Source organism: Sphingopyxis sp. NFH-91 (assembly GCF_021401285.1).
Taxonomy (GTDB): Bacteria; Pseudomonadota; Alphaproteobacteria; order Sphingomonadales; family Sphingomonadaceae; genus Sphingopyxis; species Sphingopyxis terrae_A.
Window position 1 is genome coordinate 709987 of the sequence record NZ_JACBGA010000001.1, and the last position, 16299, is coordinate 726285.

Below are 16299 nucleotides of genomic sequence, written 5' to 3' on the forward strand. Positions count from 1 at the left end.
CCCTCGCGGCGCGGCCCGTCAGACCGCGGCGAAGGAATCGCGCTGTTGCGCCACCTCGACCCGGTCGCGGCCCATCGCCTTCGCGCGCAGCAGGGCGGAGTCGGCGGTGCGGACCAGCCGGTCGGGCGGGCAGTGCAGCGGGGTGATCGCAACGCCGATCGACACCGTTACCGGCCCCATATTCCCAGCCTCCGATCCCAGCGCCAGTGCGGCGACGCGGGTACGGATTTCCTCGGCGCGCTCGGTCGCGCCCTCGACCGACAGGCCGGGGAGCAGCAGCATGAACTCCTCGCCGCCATAGCGAAAGGCGAGGCCCGCATCGCGCGTCACGCCCGCCAGCACCTTGCCGACTTCGCGCAGCACCATGTCGCCCGCGTCGTGTCCGTGGACGTCGTTGAAACGCTTGAAATGATCGACGTCGATCATCAGGCAGCCCAGATCCTGCCCCAGCCGTTCGGCTTGCGCGATCTGGATACCGAGCAGCTGGTCGAGCTGGCGGCGGTTCGATAGGCCGGTCAGCGGGTCGGCGAGTGCCATTTCGCGCAGCGTTTCGCGCAATTGCAGATTGGCGATCGCCAGCCCGATATTCTCCGCCAGCATATCGAGATAGATTTCGGGGCCGGACAGCGCGCCGGGGTTGCCCGCCGGCGCTTCGAAATAAAGGAGGCCCAGCGTCTCGCGCTGCGCGGTGAGCGGCAGGCACAGCGTGTCGATGGGCGCCGCGGCATCGCTGCGGTCGACATGGTCGCACGGCACATCGACATTGTCGCCCGCGGGCCGGTGCGGCAGTCCGCGGCGCAGCGCCCAGCAGGCGAGCGCCGAAAATTCTGCGCGCGAATGGCCGGGGTTCTGCCACCCGCACGCCTCGACCACCATGTTGCGCTGGCGGTCGAGCAGATAAAGGCGCCCGGCAAGCCCCGGCGTTATTTCGGGGACAAAGCGTTGCACGACGTCTTTCAGATCGTCCATCGTGTCGCAGCCCTGCAGCCGCTGTGTCATCCGCGACAGCAGGTCACGCATCGCGCGATCGGCGTCGCGTTCGCTTTCCAGTCTTTGCCGTTCCAACCCGTTTTCGCGGAAAATGCGGATCGCCTGCGCCATGTCACCGATCTCGTCGACCTGGTCGAAGGCGGGAGGCTCGGCGGCGAAGTCCTGCGCCGCCAACCGGTTGACGACGTCGCTCAGCTTGACGACCGGGTGCAGCACGCGCTGCTTGAAGACGAAATACAGCACGCACAGCACCAGTAATGCGGTCAGCGCCAGCGTGATCTCCGAAATGCCCTTCCACAGCCGCGCCACCTCGGTCGCGGAATTGACCTGCGACTGGACCCGCGCGTCGAGCCGGTCGCGGAAGCGTTTGAGTTCGAGTTCGGCGCGGTCGAGCTGGCGTTCATATTCGGCACCGAACAGCAATTGCCGCGCTTTCGCTTCGTCGCCGCCCTCGTGCGAGGCGACTGCCGCACGCTGTTCGTCATGGAGCAGATCGGCGAGCCGCACCGCATCGGCCAACGCTTCGATCTCGCCGGTCGATGCCCCGGCATCGCCGATATGCGAAATGCGCTCCTCGACCGATTTGAGCGCCGCCTCTTCGGAACGATAGCCGACCAGATAGGTCGGATCGCCGGTGTTCACATATTGTCGCGCCCGGTCGCTGAGCAGGAAAACATCCTCCTCCAGCGTCGCGGTCGCCTGATCGAGCCGGTATCGCTGCTCGACCGCCGCCCGTTCGCGGTCGGTCGCGTTCGAGGCCAGCAGCATCGTCGTGCTCGACGCGATCGTCAGCACGACCGTCGCGGCATAGGCCCAGTTGGTGATTGTCGCCAAACGCATGCTGCCCCCCTAATAGGATCGCATCGATTGGGAAATGTTAATGCGGCGATCGGCGCAGCCCGCGCTTGCGCAGCCTCGCCGTGCGTGTCACGGGGCGCGCAGCGCAAGCAGCGATCCGGGAGATGGGCGGACCATGAACTTCGACGTGTTGATAGTTGGCGGGGGCCACGGGGGTGCGCAGGCGGCAATCATGCTGCGGACGCAGAAGTTTACCGGGAGCATAGCGATCGTGGGGGAGGAGGCGGAGCTTCCTTATGAGCGGCCGCCCTTGTCGAAGGAATATTTCGCAGGCGAGAAAGAGTTCGAGCGCATCCAGCTGCGCCCCGCCAAATATTGGGACGAGCGCGACGTGACGATGCTGCTCGGCAAGCGCGTCGTGGCGGTCGATCCGGCCGCGCACCGCGTCACCACCGACGGCGGCGAGACCATCGGCTATGGCAAGCTCGTCTGGGCGACCGGCGGCCATCCGCGGATGCTGCCGATCCCCGGCGGCGACCTGCCCGGCGTGCAGGGGGTGCGCACGCGCGCCGATGCTGACGCGATGAAGGCGGCTTCGGAAAGCGCGCAGCAGATCGTGGTGATCGGCGGCGGCTATATCGGGCTGGAGGCGGCGGCGGTGCTGACCAAGGCGGGCAAGAAGGTCGTGCTGCTGGAGGCCCTGGACCGCGTGCTTGCGCGGGTCGCGGGCAAGGATCTGTCGCGCTTCTTCGAGAAGGAGCACCGCGATCATGGCGTCGACCTGCGGCTCGGCGCCCAGGTCGCGGCGATCGAGGGCGACACGCATGTCACCGGCGTGCGGCTGGCGGATGGCGCGGTGATCCCCGCCGATCTCGTCATCGTCGGCATCGGCATCGTGCCGGCGGTCGAACCGCTGCTCGCGGCGGGGGCCGAGGGCGGCAACGGCGTGCTGGTGGATCCACTCTGCCGGACGAGCCTGCCCGACATCTATGCGATCGGCGACTGCGCGGCGCATGCGAACGATTTTGCCGAAGGCGCGGTGATCCGCCTCGAATCGGTGCAGAATGCCAATGACCAGGCGAATGTCGTGGCCAAGGGCATCTGCGGCGCCGAAGCGCCCTATCATGCGATCCCCTGGTTCTGGTCGAACCAATATGATCTCAAGCTCCAGACTGCCGGCCTCTCGACGGACCACGACCAGGCGGTGCTGCGCGGCGATCCCGCCAGCCGCAGCTTCTCGGTCGTCTACCTGAAGGCCGGCAAGGTCATCGCGCTCGACTGCGTCAATGCCACCAAAGACTATGTCCAGGGCCGCATGCTCGTCACCGCCGGCACCACCGCAACCCCCGAGCAGCTCGCCGATGGCGAAACGCCCCTCAAGGAATTGCTCACCGCCTGACGCTCAGACGATGGGCGGTGGGGCGTCTGCGGGGTCGCCGAGCGCGCGTTTGAGCCCGCCTCTGACGCTGCGGAGCAATTTTCGCAGCGCAATGATGACGAGGACAGCGGCGATCAGCAGCAATAGGGCAATGACCATGGCGACCGCGGGAAAGGCGATTACCAGCGCGAGAAGTCCCGTCGTCGCGACGTCTTCGCCGGTTGATACCGCGGCATTGCTATAGGGTTCGGGGCTGATGTTGACCACCGCGCGGGTCGTTGCCTTGGCGCTGTGACTGATGAGCGCGCCACCGCCGCCGAGGATGAAAGCGATCACCTGCCACGCCGGATCGGCGCTGTCGACGAGCGCGAGCGCCAGCAACGCGCCGCCGAGCGGGCGGACAATACTGTGGACGCTGTCCCAGATGCTGTCGACCCACGCGATCTTGTCGGCCAGAAACTCGGCGAGCGTACCGACTGCGGCGACGCCCATGACCCAGGGGTTCGCCAATATCTGCAGCGCCTGCAAATGCTCGGGCAGCGGCAGCCAGCCGAAATGCATCGCGACGCCGGTCGCCAGGATCGTGAGGTAGAGGCGCCAGCCCGACAACAGGCTGATGCTGCCCGCGACCCCCAATATTTCGGCCAATCCCATTGCCTTGCCTCCGGCCGCGCCAAGATGCGGCATCTTGCACCCTCTTGAATGCCGCGGCAATGGGGCCGTCGTCGCTGCCGGCAATGGCAGATGACAAGCGCGCAAAGCCTAGTTATCGAATTTTCATGACCGATCCCGCGCCACCGCAATCGCCCAAGCTACCCGACGGGGCCATCCCGGCCGCCACGCTCGTCATCATGCGGCCCTCCGGCAACGACGATCCCGACGAGATATTGATGGTCAAACGCGCGAGCAACATGGCGTTCGCGGCGGGGGCGGTGGTCTTTCCCGGCGGTCGCGTCGATCCCGACGATCATCTGGTCGCCGAGCGTTACGGCTTTGGCGAGGATCCGGCCGAAGGCGCGGCGCGGGTCGCTGCGTTGCGCGAAACGCTTGAGGAAACGGGGCTTGGCGTCGGGCTGCCCAACCTTGCCGAACCCGACCTTGCCGATGTTCGCCGCGCGCTTCTGGGCGGCACGTTGCTTTCGGACATATTGGCCGCGCATGGGGCGCCGATCCAGCTCGGCGGGCTGGTGCCCTTTGCGCGCTGGTGCCCCAATTTCAAGGAAGCGCGAACCTTCGACACACGCTTCTATGCCGTTGCGGCGCCGCCGCACGGGCACGAACTGACGGTCGAGGAGGCCGAGCATAGCCACATATTCTGGTCCAGCGCCCGCGACACGCTGACGCTCGCCGATCGCGGCGAGGTGTCGGTCATCTTTCCCACGCGCCGCAACCTCGAACGAATCGCGCAGGCCGACGATTTTGCGGGCTTCGCACGCCACGCGGAAAATTATCCGGTCGAACTGGTAACGCCGTGGATAGAGGAGCGGGACGGCACCCCGCATCTGTGCATTCCGGGTCATCTGGGCTATCCCGTGACGAGCGAAGCGTTCGAGCAAGTCAGGCGGGGTTAGAATCGCGACCAGCTGCGCAACTTTTACAATATTTAGCAATTTCCTAACTAGTGCCGAAATAGGGAAATGGTGATTGCAATCGACGGCAATTACGCTTAAACCGATCGGGCAGATCCATGGCGGGGAAGCCATTTCGCGGTGTGGATCGAGACGATATATCCAGTGGACGGAGAATAAGATGAACCTGCTTAAGAAGGCTGCGATCTCCCTCGCGGCGACCTCGATGCTTGCGGCGCCGATCGCCGCTTCGGCTCAGTCGTTCGACTCGGCTCGCGCCAATTCGGAACTCAACGGTGAAAGCAAGCTGGAAGGCACCGGCTGGATCATCGCTGTTGTCGCTCTCGCGGCTATCATCGGCGGTATCATCATCGCTTCGGATAACAACGAAGACAGCCCGACCAGCCCGTAACAGGCTCCGGGTCAAACCGATACCAAAGGGCTCCGGGCTTTGCTCGGAGCCCTTTGTGATTCTGCAGGCTGTCTTCTGCGCGGTGACAGCGCCCGGCCTAGAGCCCCCGGCCTAAATCTCTATATTCCGCACCGAGCGCGATCGGGCGATGGGGATTGCGTCGCGAGCCCGTTTCCGCGCCTGCGCATCGATTGCCACGAAGCCGATATCATAGCCCGCGGCGCGGGCATCCTTTTGCAAGCTCACGTCCATCAGCACCGCCCCCCAGGGATCGACGGCGAGGCTGTGGCCAAAGGTCGCGCGCCCGTCGGCGTGCGTTCCCGCTTGCGCCGCCGCAATGACGTGGCAGGCGGTTTCGATTGCCCGGGCGCGGAGCAGCGGGTGCCAATGCGCTTCGCCGGTCGGCACGGTAAAGGCGGCCGGGATCGCGATCAGTTCGGCGCCACCGTCCACAAGGGCGCGATAGAGCTCGGGAAAGCGTAGATCATAACAGATCGAAAGGCCCAGCCGGCCAAGCGGCGTATCGACGAGGACAATCGCGTCACCGCCCGCATAGGCGGCCGACTCGGTCCAGTTCTCGCCCGTCGGCAGGGTCACGTCGAACATGTGGATCTTGTCGTAGCGAGCGCGGATCTCGCCCTTGTCGTCGATTACATGGCTGCGGTTGACGCGGCGCTCGCTGCCGTCGGCGAGCAGGGGCATCGATCCGCTGTGGAGCCAGATATGGTGGCGCCGCGCCATGTCCGCGAGCGCCGCGGGCCACGGGCTGTCGGCCTCGAGCTGCATATGCGTAGCCGATCTTTGCCGGTCGCGGTCGAGCAGCAGCGACATCTCCGGGAAAAAGGCCATCGCGGCGCCTTCGGCGGCCGCCGCGGCCAGCGCGCGATCGATCACCCGCAGATTGGCGTCGGGATCAATTCCGCTGGTCATTTGAACGATGGCGGCAACCGGGGCGTGCGGTGGGCGTTGCATCGGTTCTGGCTAGGCGCCTCCTTCGCGAAGGACAAGCTGTGACAGTTCAGTGGCCAGCAAGGTTCGAAAGCGATAAATAGCCGCGATGTCCGTCTCTCCCCCGTCGACCGCGCGTCGATCGCTTTCCCTTTTCCTGCTTCCGGCCTGCGCCAGCGCGCTGGCGCTGCTGATCGCGCCGCTCGCTACGGCGCAAACGACTCCGGCACAGGCGGCCGCATCGACGCTCGCGGGGCAAGCAAGCGACTGGCTTTATGAAGGCAGCGATATTCCGCGCGACGACGGCTGGCGCTTCGGTGTTCTCCCCAATGGCTTGCGCTACGCGGTTCGCAACAATGGCGTGCCACCGGGTCAGGTGTCGATCCGGGTGCGGATGGATGTCGGGTCGATGTTCGAATCGAACAGCGAACGCGGCTTTGCGCATCTGCTCGAACATCTGACATTTCGCGGCTCGTTGCATATTCCCGACGGAGAGACGAAGCGCATCTGGCAGCGTTTCGGTGTCACCTTCGGGAGCGATTCAAATGCGCAAACGACGCCGACGCAGACCGTCTATCAGCTCGATCTGCCCAGCGTCACACCGACGACGCTCGATGAAAGCATGAAGTTGCTCTCGGGCATGGTGCGCGAACCGCGGATCACAGATGCTGCGGTGACGGCCGAGCGCGGCGTCGTGCTGTCCGAACTGCGCGAACAGGACGGGCCGCAAAAGCGTATCGCGGACGCGACGAGCGGGCATCTGTTCGCCGGGCAATTGCTCGGCGAACGGTCGCCGATCGGGACGACCGCGGCGCTCGGTGCCGCCAGCGCGAAAAGCGTTCAGGCGTTTCACGATCGCTGGTATCGTCCCGACCGCGCCGTCGTCGTGATGGTCGGCGATGGCGACCCCGCACAGTTCGCCGCGCTGATCGGCAAATATTTCGGCGACTGGAAGGAGTCCGGACCGAACCCGGCGCAGCCGGATTTTGGCAAGCCCGATCCGTCGCAACCGGTCGCGAAGGTAATCGTCGAGGCAAACCAGCCGCTCGCGCTGACGCTAGCGATGATCCGGCCGTGGAAAAAGCGCATCGACACCGTCGAAAACACGCGGCGCCTCTATCTCGAGTATCTCGCGCAGGCGCTCGTCAATCGCCGATTGGAAAATCGCGCGCGCAGCGGCGGCAGCTATCTGGTTGCCACCGTCAGCCAGGATTATGTCAGCCGCAGCGCCGATGTCACCTCGGCCGAAATCGTGCCGCTCGGCGACTGGAAGGCCGCGCTTGCCGACGTGCGCGGGGTGATCGCCGACGCCGTCCAGACCCCGCCATCGCAGGCCGATATCGATCGCGAAGCGAACGAGATCGAGGCCTTTCTGCGCAAGGAACTGGAAAATGCGCCCAACGAGCCAGGGTCGCGCCTCGCCGACGACATGGTGCGCGCGGTGGATATCGGCGAGACGGTAACAAGCCCCAAGGGGCAGGTCGATATGTTTGCCGCGATCCGCGCATCGGCGACCCCGCAGGTCATGCTCGACGTCAGCCGGGCGATTTTCGCGGCGCCCGTCACGCGGCTTGTGCTGACGACGCCGACGCCGATCGAAGGCGGCGACAAGGCGTTGCTCGCCGCGCTCGCGGCACCCGTCACCGCGCGAGACGATCGGGTTGCGGCGGCGAAGGTCGATTTCAGCCAGCTTCCCGCGCTGGGGCAGCCCGGCACGATCGCATCCGAAACGCCGCTCCCGGGCCTGCGTGTCCAGCGTCTCGAATTCGCCAATGGCGTGACCGCGCTGGTTGCCGACAACAAGGTCGAACCCGGCAAAGTGCGCGTCAACGTCCGCTTCGGCAGCGGCAATCGCAGCGTCGCGGGGAACGCGCCCAATCTGCTTTGGACCGGCGATTATGCGCTGATGGCAAGCGGTGTCGGTCCGTGGGGCCAGAATGAGCTCGATCAGGCGACCAACGGTCGCCAGATCCAGATGGGCTTCGATATCGACGACGACGCCTTTGAAATGACCTCAGAGAGCAACCCCGCCGATCTGCGCGATCAGCTGCGCCTCATGGCGACGAAGCTCGCCGCGCCGCGCTGGGATGCCTCGCCGATCGAGCGGCTGCGCGTTGGCCTGCTGACCGGTTTCGACCTCAATGACGCGACGCCCAACGCGGTGCTCGACCGCAATCTGCGCGGGTGGTTGGCAGGCGGCGACACGCGCTGGGCGCCGCCGTCGCGCGCCGCGATCGAAGGGCTGACTCCCGCCGCCTTTCGCGCTTTCTGGGAACCGCGCCTGAAAAGCGGCCCGATCGAGGTCCAGATTTTCGGCGATCTCGAATCGGTCGATTACAAGCGGTTGCTTGCCGAAAGCTTCGGAGCGCTTGCGCTGCGCCAGCCGCTCGCACCGCCGGGCGGACAGAGCGTTGCCTTCGCGCAGCATAGTGCAAAGCCGTTCGTCGCCTATCACACCGGCGACAAGGGGCAGGCGGCGGCGATGATCGCCTGGCCGACGAGCGGCGGGATCGACAATATGCGCGATGCGCGGGCGATGGATGTGCTCGCTGCGATCTTCAACGACCGCCTGTTCGACCGGCTGCGCGCCGAACAGGGCGCAAGCTATGGCCCGGTTGTCGACAGCCATTGGCCGACGGGTTTCGAAAAGAGCGGCGGCTATCTGCTCGTCGGCAGCCTGCTGGCACCAAAGGATGTGAACCGCCTCTACAGCATCGCCGACGACATTGCCGCCGATCTCGTCGCGCGGCCCGTCAGCGCGGACGAACTCGCGCGCAATGCCGGGCCGATCCGCGAACAGGTCGCGCGCGCGACGACCGGCAATCTCTACTGGATGTATCTGCTCGAGGGCGCGACGCGCGATCCGCGCTATATCAAGGCGGCGATGGCGATCGAGGACGATGTGACCAATATCAGCGCCGCCGATATTCAGCGTCTGGCGCGGCAATATCTGGTGCCGGGACGGAAATGGTCGCTGGCGGTGTTGCCGAAGGGAATGACGCTGGCGCAGGCGGCGGCGCTCGACGCCGGAGCCATCGGCGGCGGGAAATAGTCAGACGCTGCCTTCGGGGCGGCGCAGCTTCCGGATGCGCGGTTCGTCGGCGAGCTCGCCCTTGGTCATGATGTCGTGGCGCATGCGCGCCCGGACATCGTGGATCGAGGCGATGACGGGGCCCATCGCAACGCCCAGATCGACCAGCACGGCTTCGGCGAGTTGCAGCGAGCTTTCGAGCGTTTCGGGTACCGCGTCGGTGGCGCCGGCACGATAGAGCGCCGCCGCATGATCGGCGTCGCGCGCGCGGCTGATGATCGGCAGTTCGGGATATTTCTGGCGAAGCTGGCGCGTCATGCGCAATTGCTGCACCGGATCGTCCATCGTCAGCACGATCGCGTCGGCATTTTCGATCCCCATCCGGTCGAGGCTGCCCGGGCGCGCCACATCGGCGAAGCGGACCGAAAAGCCGTCGCGCCGCGCCGCCGCGACGGTGTCGATATCGGCGTCGACCGCGACATAGTGTCGCTGATGTTCGCGCAGCAATTCGGCAACGGTGCGCCCGACGCGGCCGAAGCCGACGACGACGGTGCGGCCTTCGGGCGTTTCTTCTTCCTGCGCGTCGCCGCTGCGCATCTCTATCCGGCGCGCGACATCGTGGCCCACGCGGGCGAGGAGCGGCGTGATCGTCAGGCCGATTGCGGTGACGAGCTGCCAGAATTCGGCGGTGGTGCGGCTGATGAGCTGCGCCTGAAGCGCCGTTGCAAGGACGATCAGCGTCGTTTCCGACGGGCTGGCCATCAGCAATCCGACCTCGGCCGCCGTGCCGCGCCGCGCGGCGCCCGAAAAGCGCAGCAGCGCCGCGGTCACGATCGATTTGATCAGGACCACGCCGACTACGGCGGCGATCAGCTCGGGCCATTGCGCCGCGATCGTCTTGAGGTTGAGCCCCATGCCGACGCTGATCAGGAACACGCCGAGCGCGAGGCCTTTGAACGGCGCCGTAATCGCTTCGACTTCGCCATGATATTCGGTCTCGGCGATCATCAGGCCGGCCAGCAGCGCGCCGACGATCGGCGACAGGCCGACCGCGGCGGTCGCCAGCGCCGCGACGATCACGACCAGCAGGCTCGCCGCCAGAAACAGCTCGGGATCCTTGGCGCGCGCGGCCTGCGCGAAGATGCGCGGCAGCAGGTACCAGCCCGCGACCGCGAGGATCGCCACGACCAGCGCGCCCTGCCACAGCGTCGTCAGCATAAGCTCGGTATTGTCGCTCGCCGCGATGGGGGACAGCGCGCCGAGAACGAAGATGATCGGGACGATCGCCAGATCCTCGAACAGCAACATCGCAAAGGAAGCGCGGCCGACGGCCGATTTGGTGCCCGCGATCGGCAGCACCAGCGCCGTCGATGAGAGGGCGAGGGCGATGCCGAGGCCATAGGCCGCGGCGGTCGAATGATCGCCCAGCAGGAACAGCGCCGTGCCCAGTATCGCGCCGCCCAGCAACAGTTCGGCAGCCCCGATGCCGAAGACCAGCTTGCGCAGCTGCCACAGGCGTCGGAACGACAGTTCGAGCCCGATCGAAAAGAGCAGCAGGATGATGCCGAATTCGCCGAACAGCGCGATGTCTTCGCTCGACGCGATGGTGATGTGCCGCAGCCACGGATAATCGGCGGCGAGCGCCCCGAGCCCCGATGGCCCGACGAGCAGCCCGACGAGAATGAACCCGATCACCGGCGAGATGCGAAAGCGCGCAAAGGCCGGGATGACGATTCCCGCCGCCCCCAGCACCACCAGCGCGTTGCCGATAGCCGATGTGTCCTGTTCACTCACCATAAGGGCCGACCTTATGCAGGCCGGCCCCGATTGGCTAGATGCCTATCCCAACCTTTTCGGTTGTTTAAGCCCGATGGCTCAGGCGCCCATCTTCTTTTCGAGATTTTCGACGATCGCTTCGAAGAAGCCCTCGGTGGTCAGCCAGTTCTGATCGGGACCGATCAGCAGGGCGAGATCCTTGGTCATCTTGCCGCTTTCGACGGTTTCGATACACACGCGCTCGAGGTCTTCGGCAAACTTCGTAACCTCGGGCGTGCCGTCGAGCTTGCCGCGATGCTTGAGCCCGCCGGTCCAGGCAAAGATCGACGCGATCGGGTTCGTCGAGGTCGCCTTGCCCTGCTGGTGCATGCGGTAGTGGCGGGTGACGGTGCCGTGCGCGGCTTCGGATTCCACGGTCTGGCCGTCGGGCGTCATCAGTACGCTGGTCATCAGGCCCAGCGAGCCGAAGCCCTGTGCCACCGTGTCCGACTGGACGTCACCGTCGTAATTCTTGCAGGCCCAGACGAACTTGCCCGACCATTTGAGGGCCGAGGCGACCATGTCGTCGATCAAGCGATGCTCGTAAATGATGCCGGCTGCTTCGAATTTGGCCTTGAATTCGTTCTGATAGACTTCCTCGAACAGATCCTTGAAGCGGCCGTCATAGGCCTTCAGGATCGTGTTCTTGGTCGACAGATAGACGGGCCAGCCGCGCGCGAGGCCATAGTTCATGCTGGCGCGCGCGAAATCGCGGATCGAATCGTCGAGATTGTACATCGCCATTGCGACGCCCGACGAGGGGAACTGGAACACTTCCTCGTCGATGATCGTGCCGTCCTCGCCTTCGAACACCAGGCGCAGCTTGCCGGGACCGGGGACGCGATAATCGGTGGCGCGATACTGGTCGCCGAAGGCGTGACGGCCGACGACGATCGGGTCGGTCCAGCCGGGGACAAGCCGCGGGACATTCTTGATGACGATCGGTTCGCGGAACACGACGCCACCCAGGATGTTGCGGATCGTGCCGTTGGGCGACTTCCACATCTTCTTGAGGCCGAATTCCTCGACGCGCGCTTCGTCGGGGGTGATCGTCGCGCACTTCACGCCGACGCCATATTTCTTGATCGCATTGGCGGCTTCGACGGTGATCTTGTCGTCGGTGCGGTCGCGCTCCTCGATGCCGAGGTCGTAATAATGCAGGTCGACGTCGAGATAGGGCAGGATCAGCCGTTCGCGAATCCACTGCCAGATGATCCGCGTCATTTCGTCGCCGTCGAGTTCGACGACCGGGTTGACTACCTTGATCTTGCCCATGCTGCTGCCTTTTCCTTGGGGAGTCGAATTGCAGGGGGCCTTAGGCAAAGCCGGGGCAATGTTCAACCGCCGTGGTGCCGTCCCGCGAGCGGGCGGGGCGGGATAAGCGATTGTCAGTGCTCGATGCGCGCCCTAGAACAATCGGCATGTCCACCACCATCTCTTCCAACCGCCCCGGCGGCGGCATCAAGTGGCGCTGGCCGTCGATTCACCCCGAGGGCCGCAAATTCCTGTTGATCGCGGCGATCGTCACCGTCTGTTTCTGGCTGCTCGGCTGGGAAATCGCCGGCTGGCTGATGGCCGGAATCACCGCGTGGGTCGGCGCCTTTTTCCGTGACCCGGTGCGCGTGACGCCGACCAGTGCCGACTTGGTCATCGCGCCTGCCGACGGGCTCGTCACCCAGATTGCCGAAGTCCCGCCCCCGCCCGAAATCGCTGGGGCCGACGGGCTGGGCGATGCGCCGATGCTGCGCGTATCGATCTTCATGAGCGTGTTCGACGTCCATATCAATCGTACCCCGGTTGCCGGGACGCTGCGCAAGCTCGTTTATATCCCCGGCAAGTTCGTGAACGCCGATCTCGACAAGGCGAGCGAGGAAAACGAGCGCCAGCATTTCGTCGTCGAACGCGCTGACGGGGTGCGCATCGGCTTCACCCAGATTGCGGGGCTGGTGGCGCGGCGCATCATGCCCTTCGTGAGCATGGGAACCGAGCTTGCGACAGGCCAACGCGTCGGCCTGATCCGCTTCGGCAGCCGCGTCGATGTCTATCTGCCGCAGGGTACGGCGCCGCAGGTGCTGCTGGGGCAGCGCACGCTGGCCGGCGAAACGATTGTTGCCCGGCTCGGCAAGGGCGACACGATCGACGGCATCGGGCAATAATGGCGGGCGATCGCGATCCCCGGACGGGTGTCGACCCGCGCCGCATCGGCGGCATCCCGCTGCGTGCCTTTGCGCCCAACGCGATTACCGCGCTCGCCCTGTGCTTCGGCCTGACGGGCGTGCGTTTCGCGATCGGCGAGGAATGGGAAAAGGCGCTGGCGGCGGTGATCTTCGCCGGGGTGCTCGACGGGATGGACGGGCGCATCGCGCGCCTGCTGCGCGCGCAGAGCAAATTCGGCGCCGAACTCGATTCCCTCTCTGATGTCATTGCCTTCGGCGTCGCGCCGGCGATGATCCTGTTTCTGTGGTCGCTGGACGACGCGCCCAAGTTCGGCTGGACTGCGGCGCTGGCGCTCGCGGTCGGCTGCGCGCTGCGGCTGGCGCGGTTCAATTCGCGGATGGACGCCGATGTCCAGCCGCACAAGTCGGCGGGCTTCAACACCGGCATTCCGGCGCCTGCGGGGGCTGGCCTTGCCTTTGTTCCCGTCTATCTCTGGCTTTCGACCGGCAACGACCTGTTCCGCGAATGGTATGTCGTCATGCCGTGGGCGCTTGGCGTCGCGATGCTGATGATCTCGGCAATCCCGACATACAGCTGGTCGTCGATCCGCCTGCGCCGGTCGTGGCGGCTGTTCGCGCTGGCGGGGGTGGGGCTGCTCGGCGCAGCGCTCGTCACCGCGCCGTGGCCGACCTTGCTTGCGATCTGCGTCTTCTATGTCGCTCTGCTGCCCTTCGGACTTGCGAGCTACGCGAAAGTCAGGCGGCGCGGCTGATCAGCGGCTGAACGCGAACCGGGGTGCGAACGCCGCGCGGCATGTCGCGGCGGCGCAGCGGCACGACGGTCGCGGCCGGGCCGGTCTGCGGGGACGAGCCGTGCGGGAAGGCGCCTTCGCCGGCAAGCGCCGACAAGATCGCATCGCCATTGGTGCGCAGCATGGCGAGAATCACCAGCACACCCAGTCCGGCGGCACTTGCGAAGAGAAGAGCGGCGGCGACCTGAACCATTTTCTTGTCCTTTCGGCTTCCCTGTGCGAAACCTTCGCCCGGAGCTACGGTTTTGCTGACCTGTTCGTTCCATGTTCTCTATTTGTTCTCAATGCTAATGCGGCGAAGCGTTATGTTTTGTCGATGAGTTGAGTCGGGCGCGGTGCAAGGCGCGCCGAGCCAATAGGGGGGCTAATCGACGCTTGGGCCTTGCTTTTCGAGGGCAAGCCGTCTAACGGCCCGCCCATTCCACATGGAAGGCGCACATACCGGTGCCGGGATGATTCCCTAGCGGATCGCTCGGTTCTTGCCTTTCAGAGGACTAACCGGAAGGAGAAAGACTATGGCGGCTCCTGTCGTCACGATGCAGAATCTTATCGAAGCTGGCGCCCACTTCGGCCACCAGACCCACCGTTGGAACCCGCGCATGAAGCCGTATATCTTCGGCGCGCGCAACGGCATCCACATCCTCGACCTGTCGCAGACCGTGCCGCTCTTCGCGCGTGCGCTCGACTTCATCTCGTCGACCTCGGCCGCCGGCGGCAAGGTGCTGTTCGTCGGCACCAAGCGCCAGGCGCAGGGCCCGATCGCCGATGCGGCCCGCGCTTCGGGTCAGCACTTCGTCAACCACCGCTGGCTGGGCGGCATGCTCACCAACTGGAAGACGATCTCTAACTCGATCAAGCGCCTCAAGTCGCTCGAAGAACAGCTTTCGGGCGACACCTCGGGTCTGACCAAGAAGGAAGTGCTCAACAAGACCCGCGAACGCGACAAGCTCGAGCTCAGCCTCGGCGGCATCCGCGACATGGGCGGCATTCCCGACGTGATGTTCGTGATCGACGCGAACAAGGAAGAGCTGGCGATCAAGGAAGCCAACGTCCTTGGCATCCCGGTCGTCGCGATCCTCGATTCGAACGTCTCGCCCGATGGCATCGCTTTCCCCGTTCCGGCGAACGACGATGCGGCGCGCGCGATCCGTCTTTACTGCGAAGCGGTTGCCCAGGCGGCGACCCGCGGCGGCCAGCAGGCCCGCGCCGATCGCGGCGAAGATCTGGGTGCGGCGGTCGAACCCGTTGCCGAGCCCGTGCTGACCGAGGACGAACAGGTCCCGGCCGAAGCGGCTGCCGAAACCGAGCGCCAGGCCGACGCCTGAGCCCGTGCGGCATGACGGGGCGGCGCGCCGACCGGCGGTCGCCCCTGTCATCCCTTTGACTTATCGCCCCGCCATGCGCGCGGGCGTCCCGCGGGTCCAATTGCGCCCGCCCTTTTGAAAGGAACATCCGATGGCTGAAATTACGGCCGCTCTCGTCAAGGAACTGCGCGACCGCACCGGCGCAGGCATGATGGACTGCAAGAAGGCGCTTGCCGAAAACAACGGCGACATCGAAGCGTCGATCGACTGGCTGCGCACCAAGGGCCTCGCCGCCGCGGCCAAGAAGGCCGGCCGCGTCGCTGCCGAAGGTCTGGTCGGCGTTGCCGCGGACGGCACCAAGGGCGCCGTCGTCGAAGTCAACAGCGAAACCGATTTCGTTGCCAAGAACGAACAGTTCCAGGCGTTCGTTCGCGACGTGACGCAGGTTGCGCTCGCCGAAGGCATCACCGACATCGAAACGCTCGCCGCTGCCGGCTACCCGACGGGCGGCACGGTCGCCGAACAGCTCACCAACAATATCGCCACGATCGGCGAGAATCAGTCGCTGCGCCGCGCCGAGATCCTGTCGGTGAACTCGGGCGTCGTGACCGGATATGTCCACAACGCCGCGGCGCCGGGCATGGGCAAGATCGGCGTGCTCGTCGCGCTCGAATCGACCGCTGGCGCCGATGTTCTCGAACCGCTGGCCAAGCAGCTTGCGATGCATGTCGCCGCCGCCAACCCGCTGGCGCTGAACGGCGACGATCTCGACGCCGATCTCGTCGCGCGTGAACGGGCGATCGCGGAAGAAAAGGCGGCCCAGTCGGGCAAACCGGCCGAGATCGTCGCGAAGATGGTCGATGGTTCGATCGCCAAGTTCCGCAAGGAAAATGCGCTGCTGTCGCAGCTCTTCGTGATGGACGGCAAGACGCCGGTCGCCGAAGTCGTCGCCGCTGCGGGCAAGGACGTCGGCGCGACGATCACGCTGACCGGCTTCATCCGCTTCCAGCTCGGTGAAGGCATCGAGAAGGAAGAGAGCGACTTCGCCGCCGAAGTTGCCGCCGCCGCGGGCGTCTAAAAGCAGAAC

14 protein-coding genes are annotated in these 16299 nt (G+C 65.5%); 8 read left to right on the forward strand and 6 right to left on the reverse strand.

The window, feature by feature from the left end; all coding sequences use genetic code 11:
• Positions 1 to 18 precede the first annotated feature (18 nt).
• On the reverse strand, positions 19 to 1830 hold the full coding sequence (locus L0963_RS03545; protein ID WP_217372615.1) for a diguanylate cyclase: 1812 nt from the start codon (positions 1828 to 1830) through the stop codon (positions 19 to 21).
• Positions 1831 to 1963: 133 nt separating this feature from the next.
• Here L0963_RS03545 and L0963_RS03550 point away from each other — a divergent pair, with 133 nt between their 5' ends.
• On the forward strand, positions 1964 to 3187 hold the full coding sequence (locus tag L0963_RS03550; RefSeq protein ID WP_217372614.1) for an NAD(P)/FAD-dependent oxidoreductase: 1224 nt from the start codon (positions 1964 to 1966) through the stop codon (positions 3185 to 3187).
• Between the two features lie 3 nt (positions 3188 to 3190).
• On the opposite strand, the gene L0963_RS03555 is transcribed toward L0963_RS03550, so the two are convergent.
• Positions 3191 to 3853, reverse strand: coding sequence for a DUF4126 domain-containing protein (locus tag L0963_RS03555; RefSeq protein WP_234178564.1), 663 nt, complete (start codon positions 3851 to 3853; stop codon positions 3191 to 3193).
• A gap of 92 nt (positions 3854 to 3945) precedes the next feature.
• On the opposite strand from L0963_RS03555, the gene L0963_RS03560 reads away from it, so the two are divergent.
• Together L0963_RS03560 and L0963_RS03565 are read left to right on the forward strand one after the other, a co-directional pair.
• Positions 3946 to 4737, forward strand: a complete 792-nt coding sequence (locus L0963_RS03560; RefSeq protein WP_186402650.1) for an NUDIX hydrolase — start codon at positions 3946 to 3948, stop codon at positions 4735 to 4737.
• A 73-nt stretch (positions 4738 to 4810) separates the two neighbouring features.
• On the forward strand, positions 4811 to 5146 hold the full coding sequence (locus L0963_RS03565) for a hypothetical protein (protein ID WP_234178566.1): 336 nt from the start codon (positions 4811 to 4813) through the stop codon (positions 5144 to 5146).
• Positions 5147 to 5257: 111 nt separating this feature from the next.
• Here L0963_RS03565 and L0963_RS03570 read toward each other — a convergent pair whose 3' ends face one another.
• The gene (locus L0963_RS03570) at positions 5258 to 6118 is read right to left on the reverse strand and encodes a carbon-nitrogen hydrolase family protein (protein WP_267960456.1); all 861 of its coding nucleotides are present in this window, start codon (positions 6116 to 6118) and stop codon (positions 5258 to 5260) included.
• A gap of 85 nt (positions 6119 to 6203) precedes the next feature.
• Here L0963_RS03570 and L0963_RS03575 point away from each other — a divergent pair, with 85 nt between their 5' ends.
• Positions 6204 to 9146: a M16 family metallopeptidase gene (locus tag L0963_RS03575; protein ID WP_217372612.1), complete on the forward strand. Its 2943-nt coding sequence runs from the start codon at positions 6204 to 6206 to the stop codon at positions 9144 to 9146.
• Here L0963_RS03575 and L0963_RS03580 read toward each other — a convergent pair whose 3' ends face one another.
• Together L0963_RS03580 and L0963_RS03585 are read right to left on the reverse strand one after the other, a co-directional pair.
• A complete protein-coding gene (locus L0963_RS03580; RefSeq protein ID WP_217372611.1) occupies positions 9147 to 10922 on the reverse strand; it encodes a cation:proton antiporter domain-containing protein in 1776 nt (591 codons plus the stop codon).
• A gap of 78 nt (positions 10923 to 11000) precedes the next feature.
• The gene (locus L0963_RS03585) at positions 11001 to 12215 is read right to left on the reverse strand and encodes an NADP-dependent isocitrate dehydrogenase (RefSeq protein WP_003040174.1); all 1215 of its coding nucleotides are present in this window, start codon (positions 12213 to 12215) and stop codon (positions 11001 to 11003) included.
• Between the two features lie 146 nt (positions 12216 to 12361).
• Here L0963_RS03585 and L0963_RS03590 point away from each other — a divergent pair, with 146 nt between their 5' ends.
• Together L0963_RS03590 and L0963_RS03595 are read left to right on the forward strand one after the other, a co-directional pair.
• Entirely contained in the window at positions 12362 to 13096 is a 735-nt protein-coding gene (locus L0963_RS03590; protein WP_003040171.1) for a phosphatidylserine decarboxylase, read from the forward strand.
• Positions 13096 to 13869: a CDP-alcohol phosphatidyltransferase family protein gene (locus L0963_RS03595; protein WP_217372610.1), complete on the forward strand. Its 774-nt coding sequence runs from the start codon at positions 13096 to 13098 to the stop codon at positions 13867 to 13869. Before L0963_RS03590 ends, L0963_RS03595 begins: the two co-directional genes overlap by 1 nt.
• Here L0963_RS03595 and L0963_RS03600 read toward each other — a convergent pair.
• Positions 13853 to 14101, reverse strand: a complete 249-nt coding sequence (locus L0963_RS03600; RefSeq protein ID WP_058812614.1) for a hypothetical protein — start codon at positions 14099 to 14101, stop codon at positions 13853 to 13855. The genes L0963_RS03595 and L0963_RS03600 overlap by 17 nt on opposite strands.
• A gap of 322 nt (positions 14102 to 14423) precedes the next feature.
• On the opposite strand from L0963_RS03600, the gene rpsB reads away from it, so the two are divergent.
• Positions 14424 to 15233 (forward strand): 30S ribosomal protein S2, encoded by an 810-nt coding sequence (rpsB, locus tag L0963_RS03605; protein ID WP_003040161.1) that lies wholly within the window; start codon positions 14424 to 14426, stop codon positions 15231 to 15233.
• 130 nt (positions 15234 to 15363) lie between these two features.
• Positions 15364 to 16290, forward strand: coding sequence for a translation elongation factor Ts (gene tsf / locus L0963_RS03610; protein WP_062900587.1), 927 nt, complete (start codon positions 15364 to 15366; stop codon positions 16288 to 16290).
• The last annotated feature ends 9 nt before the right edge of the window (positions 16291 to 16299 follow it).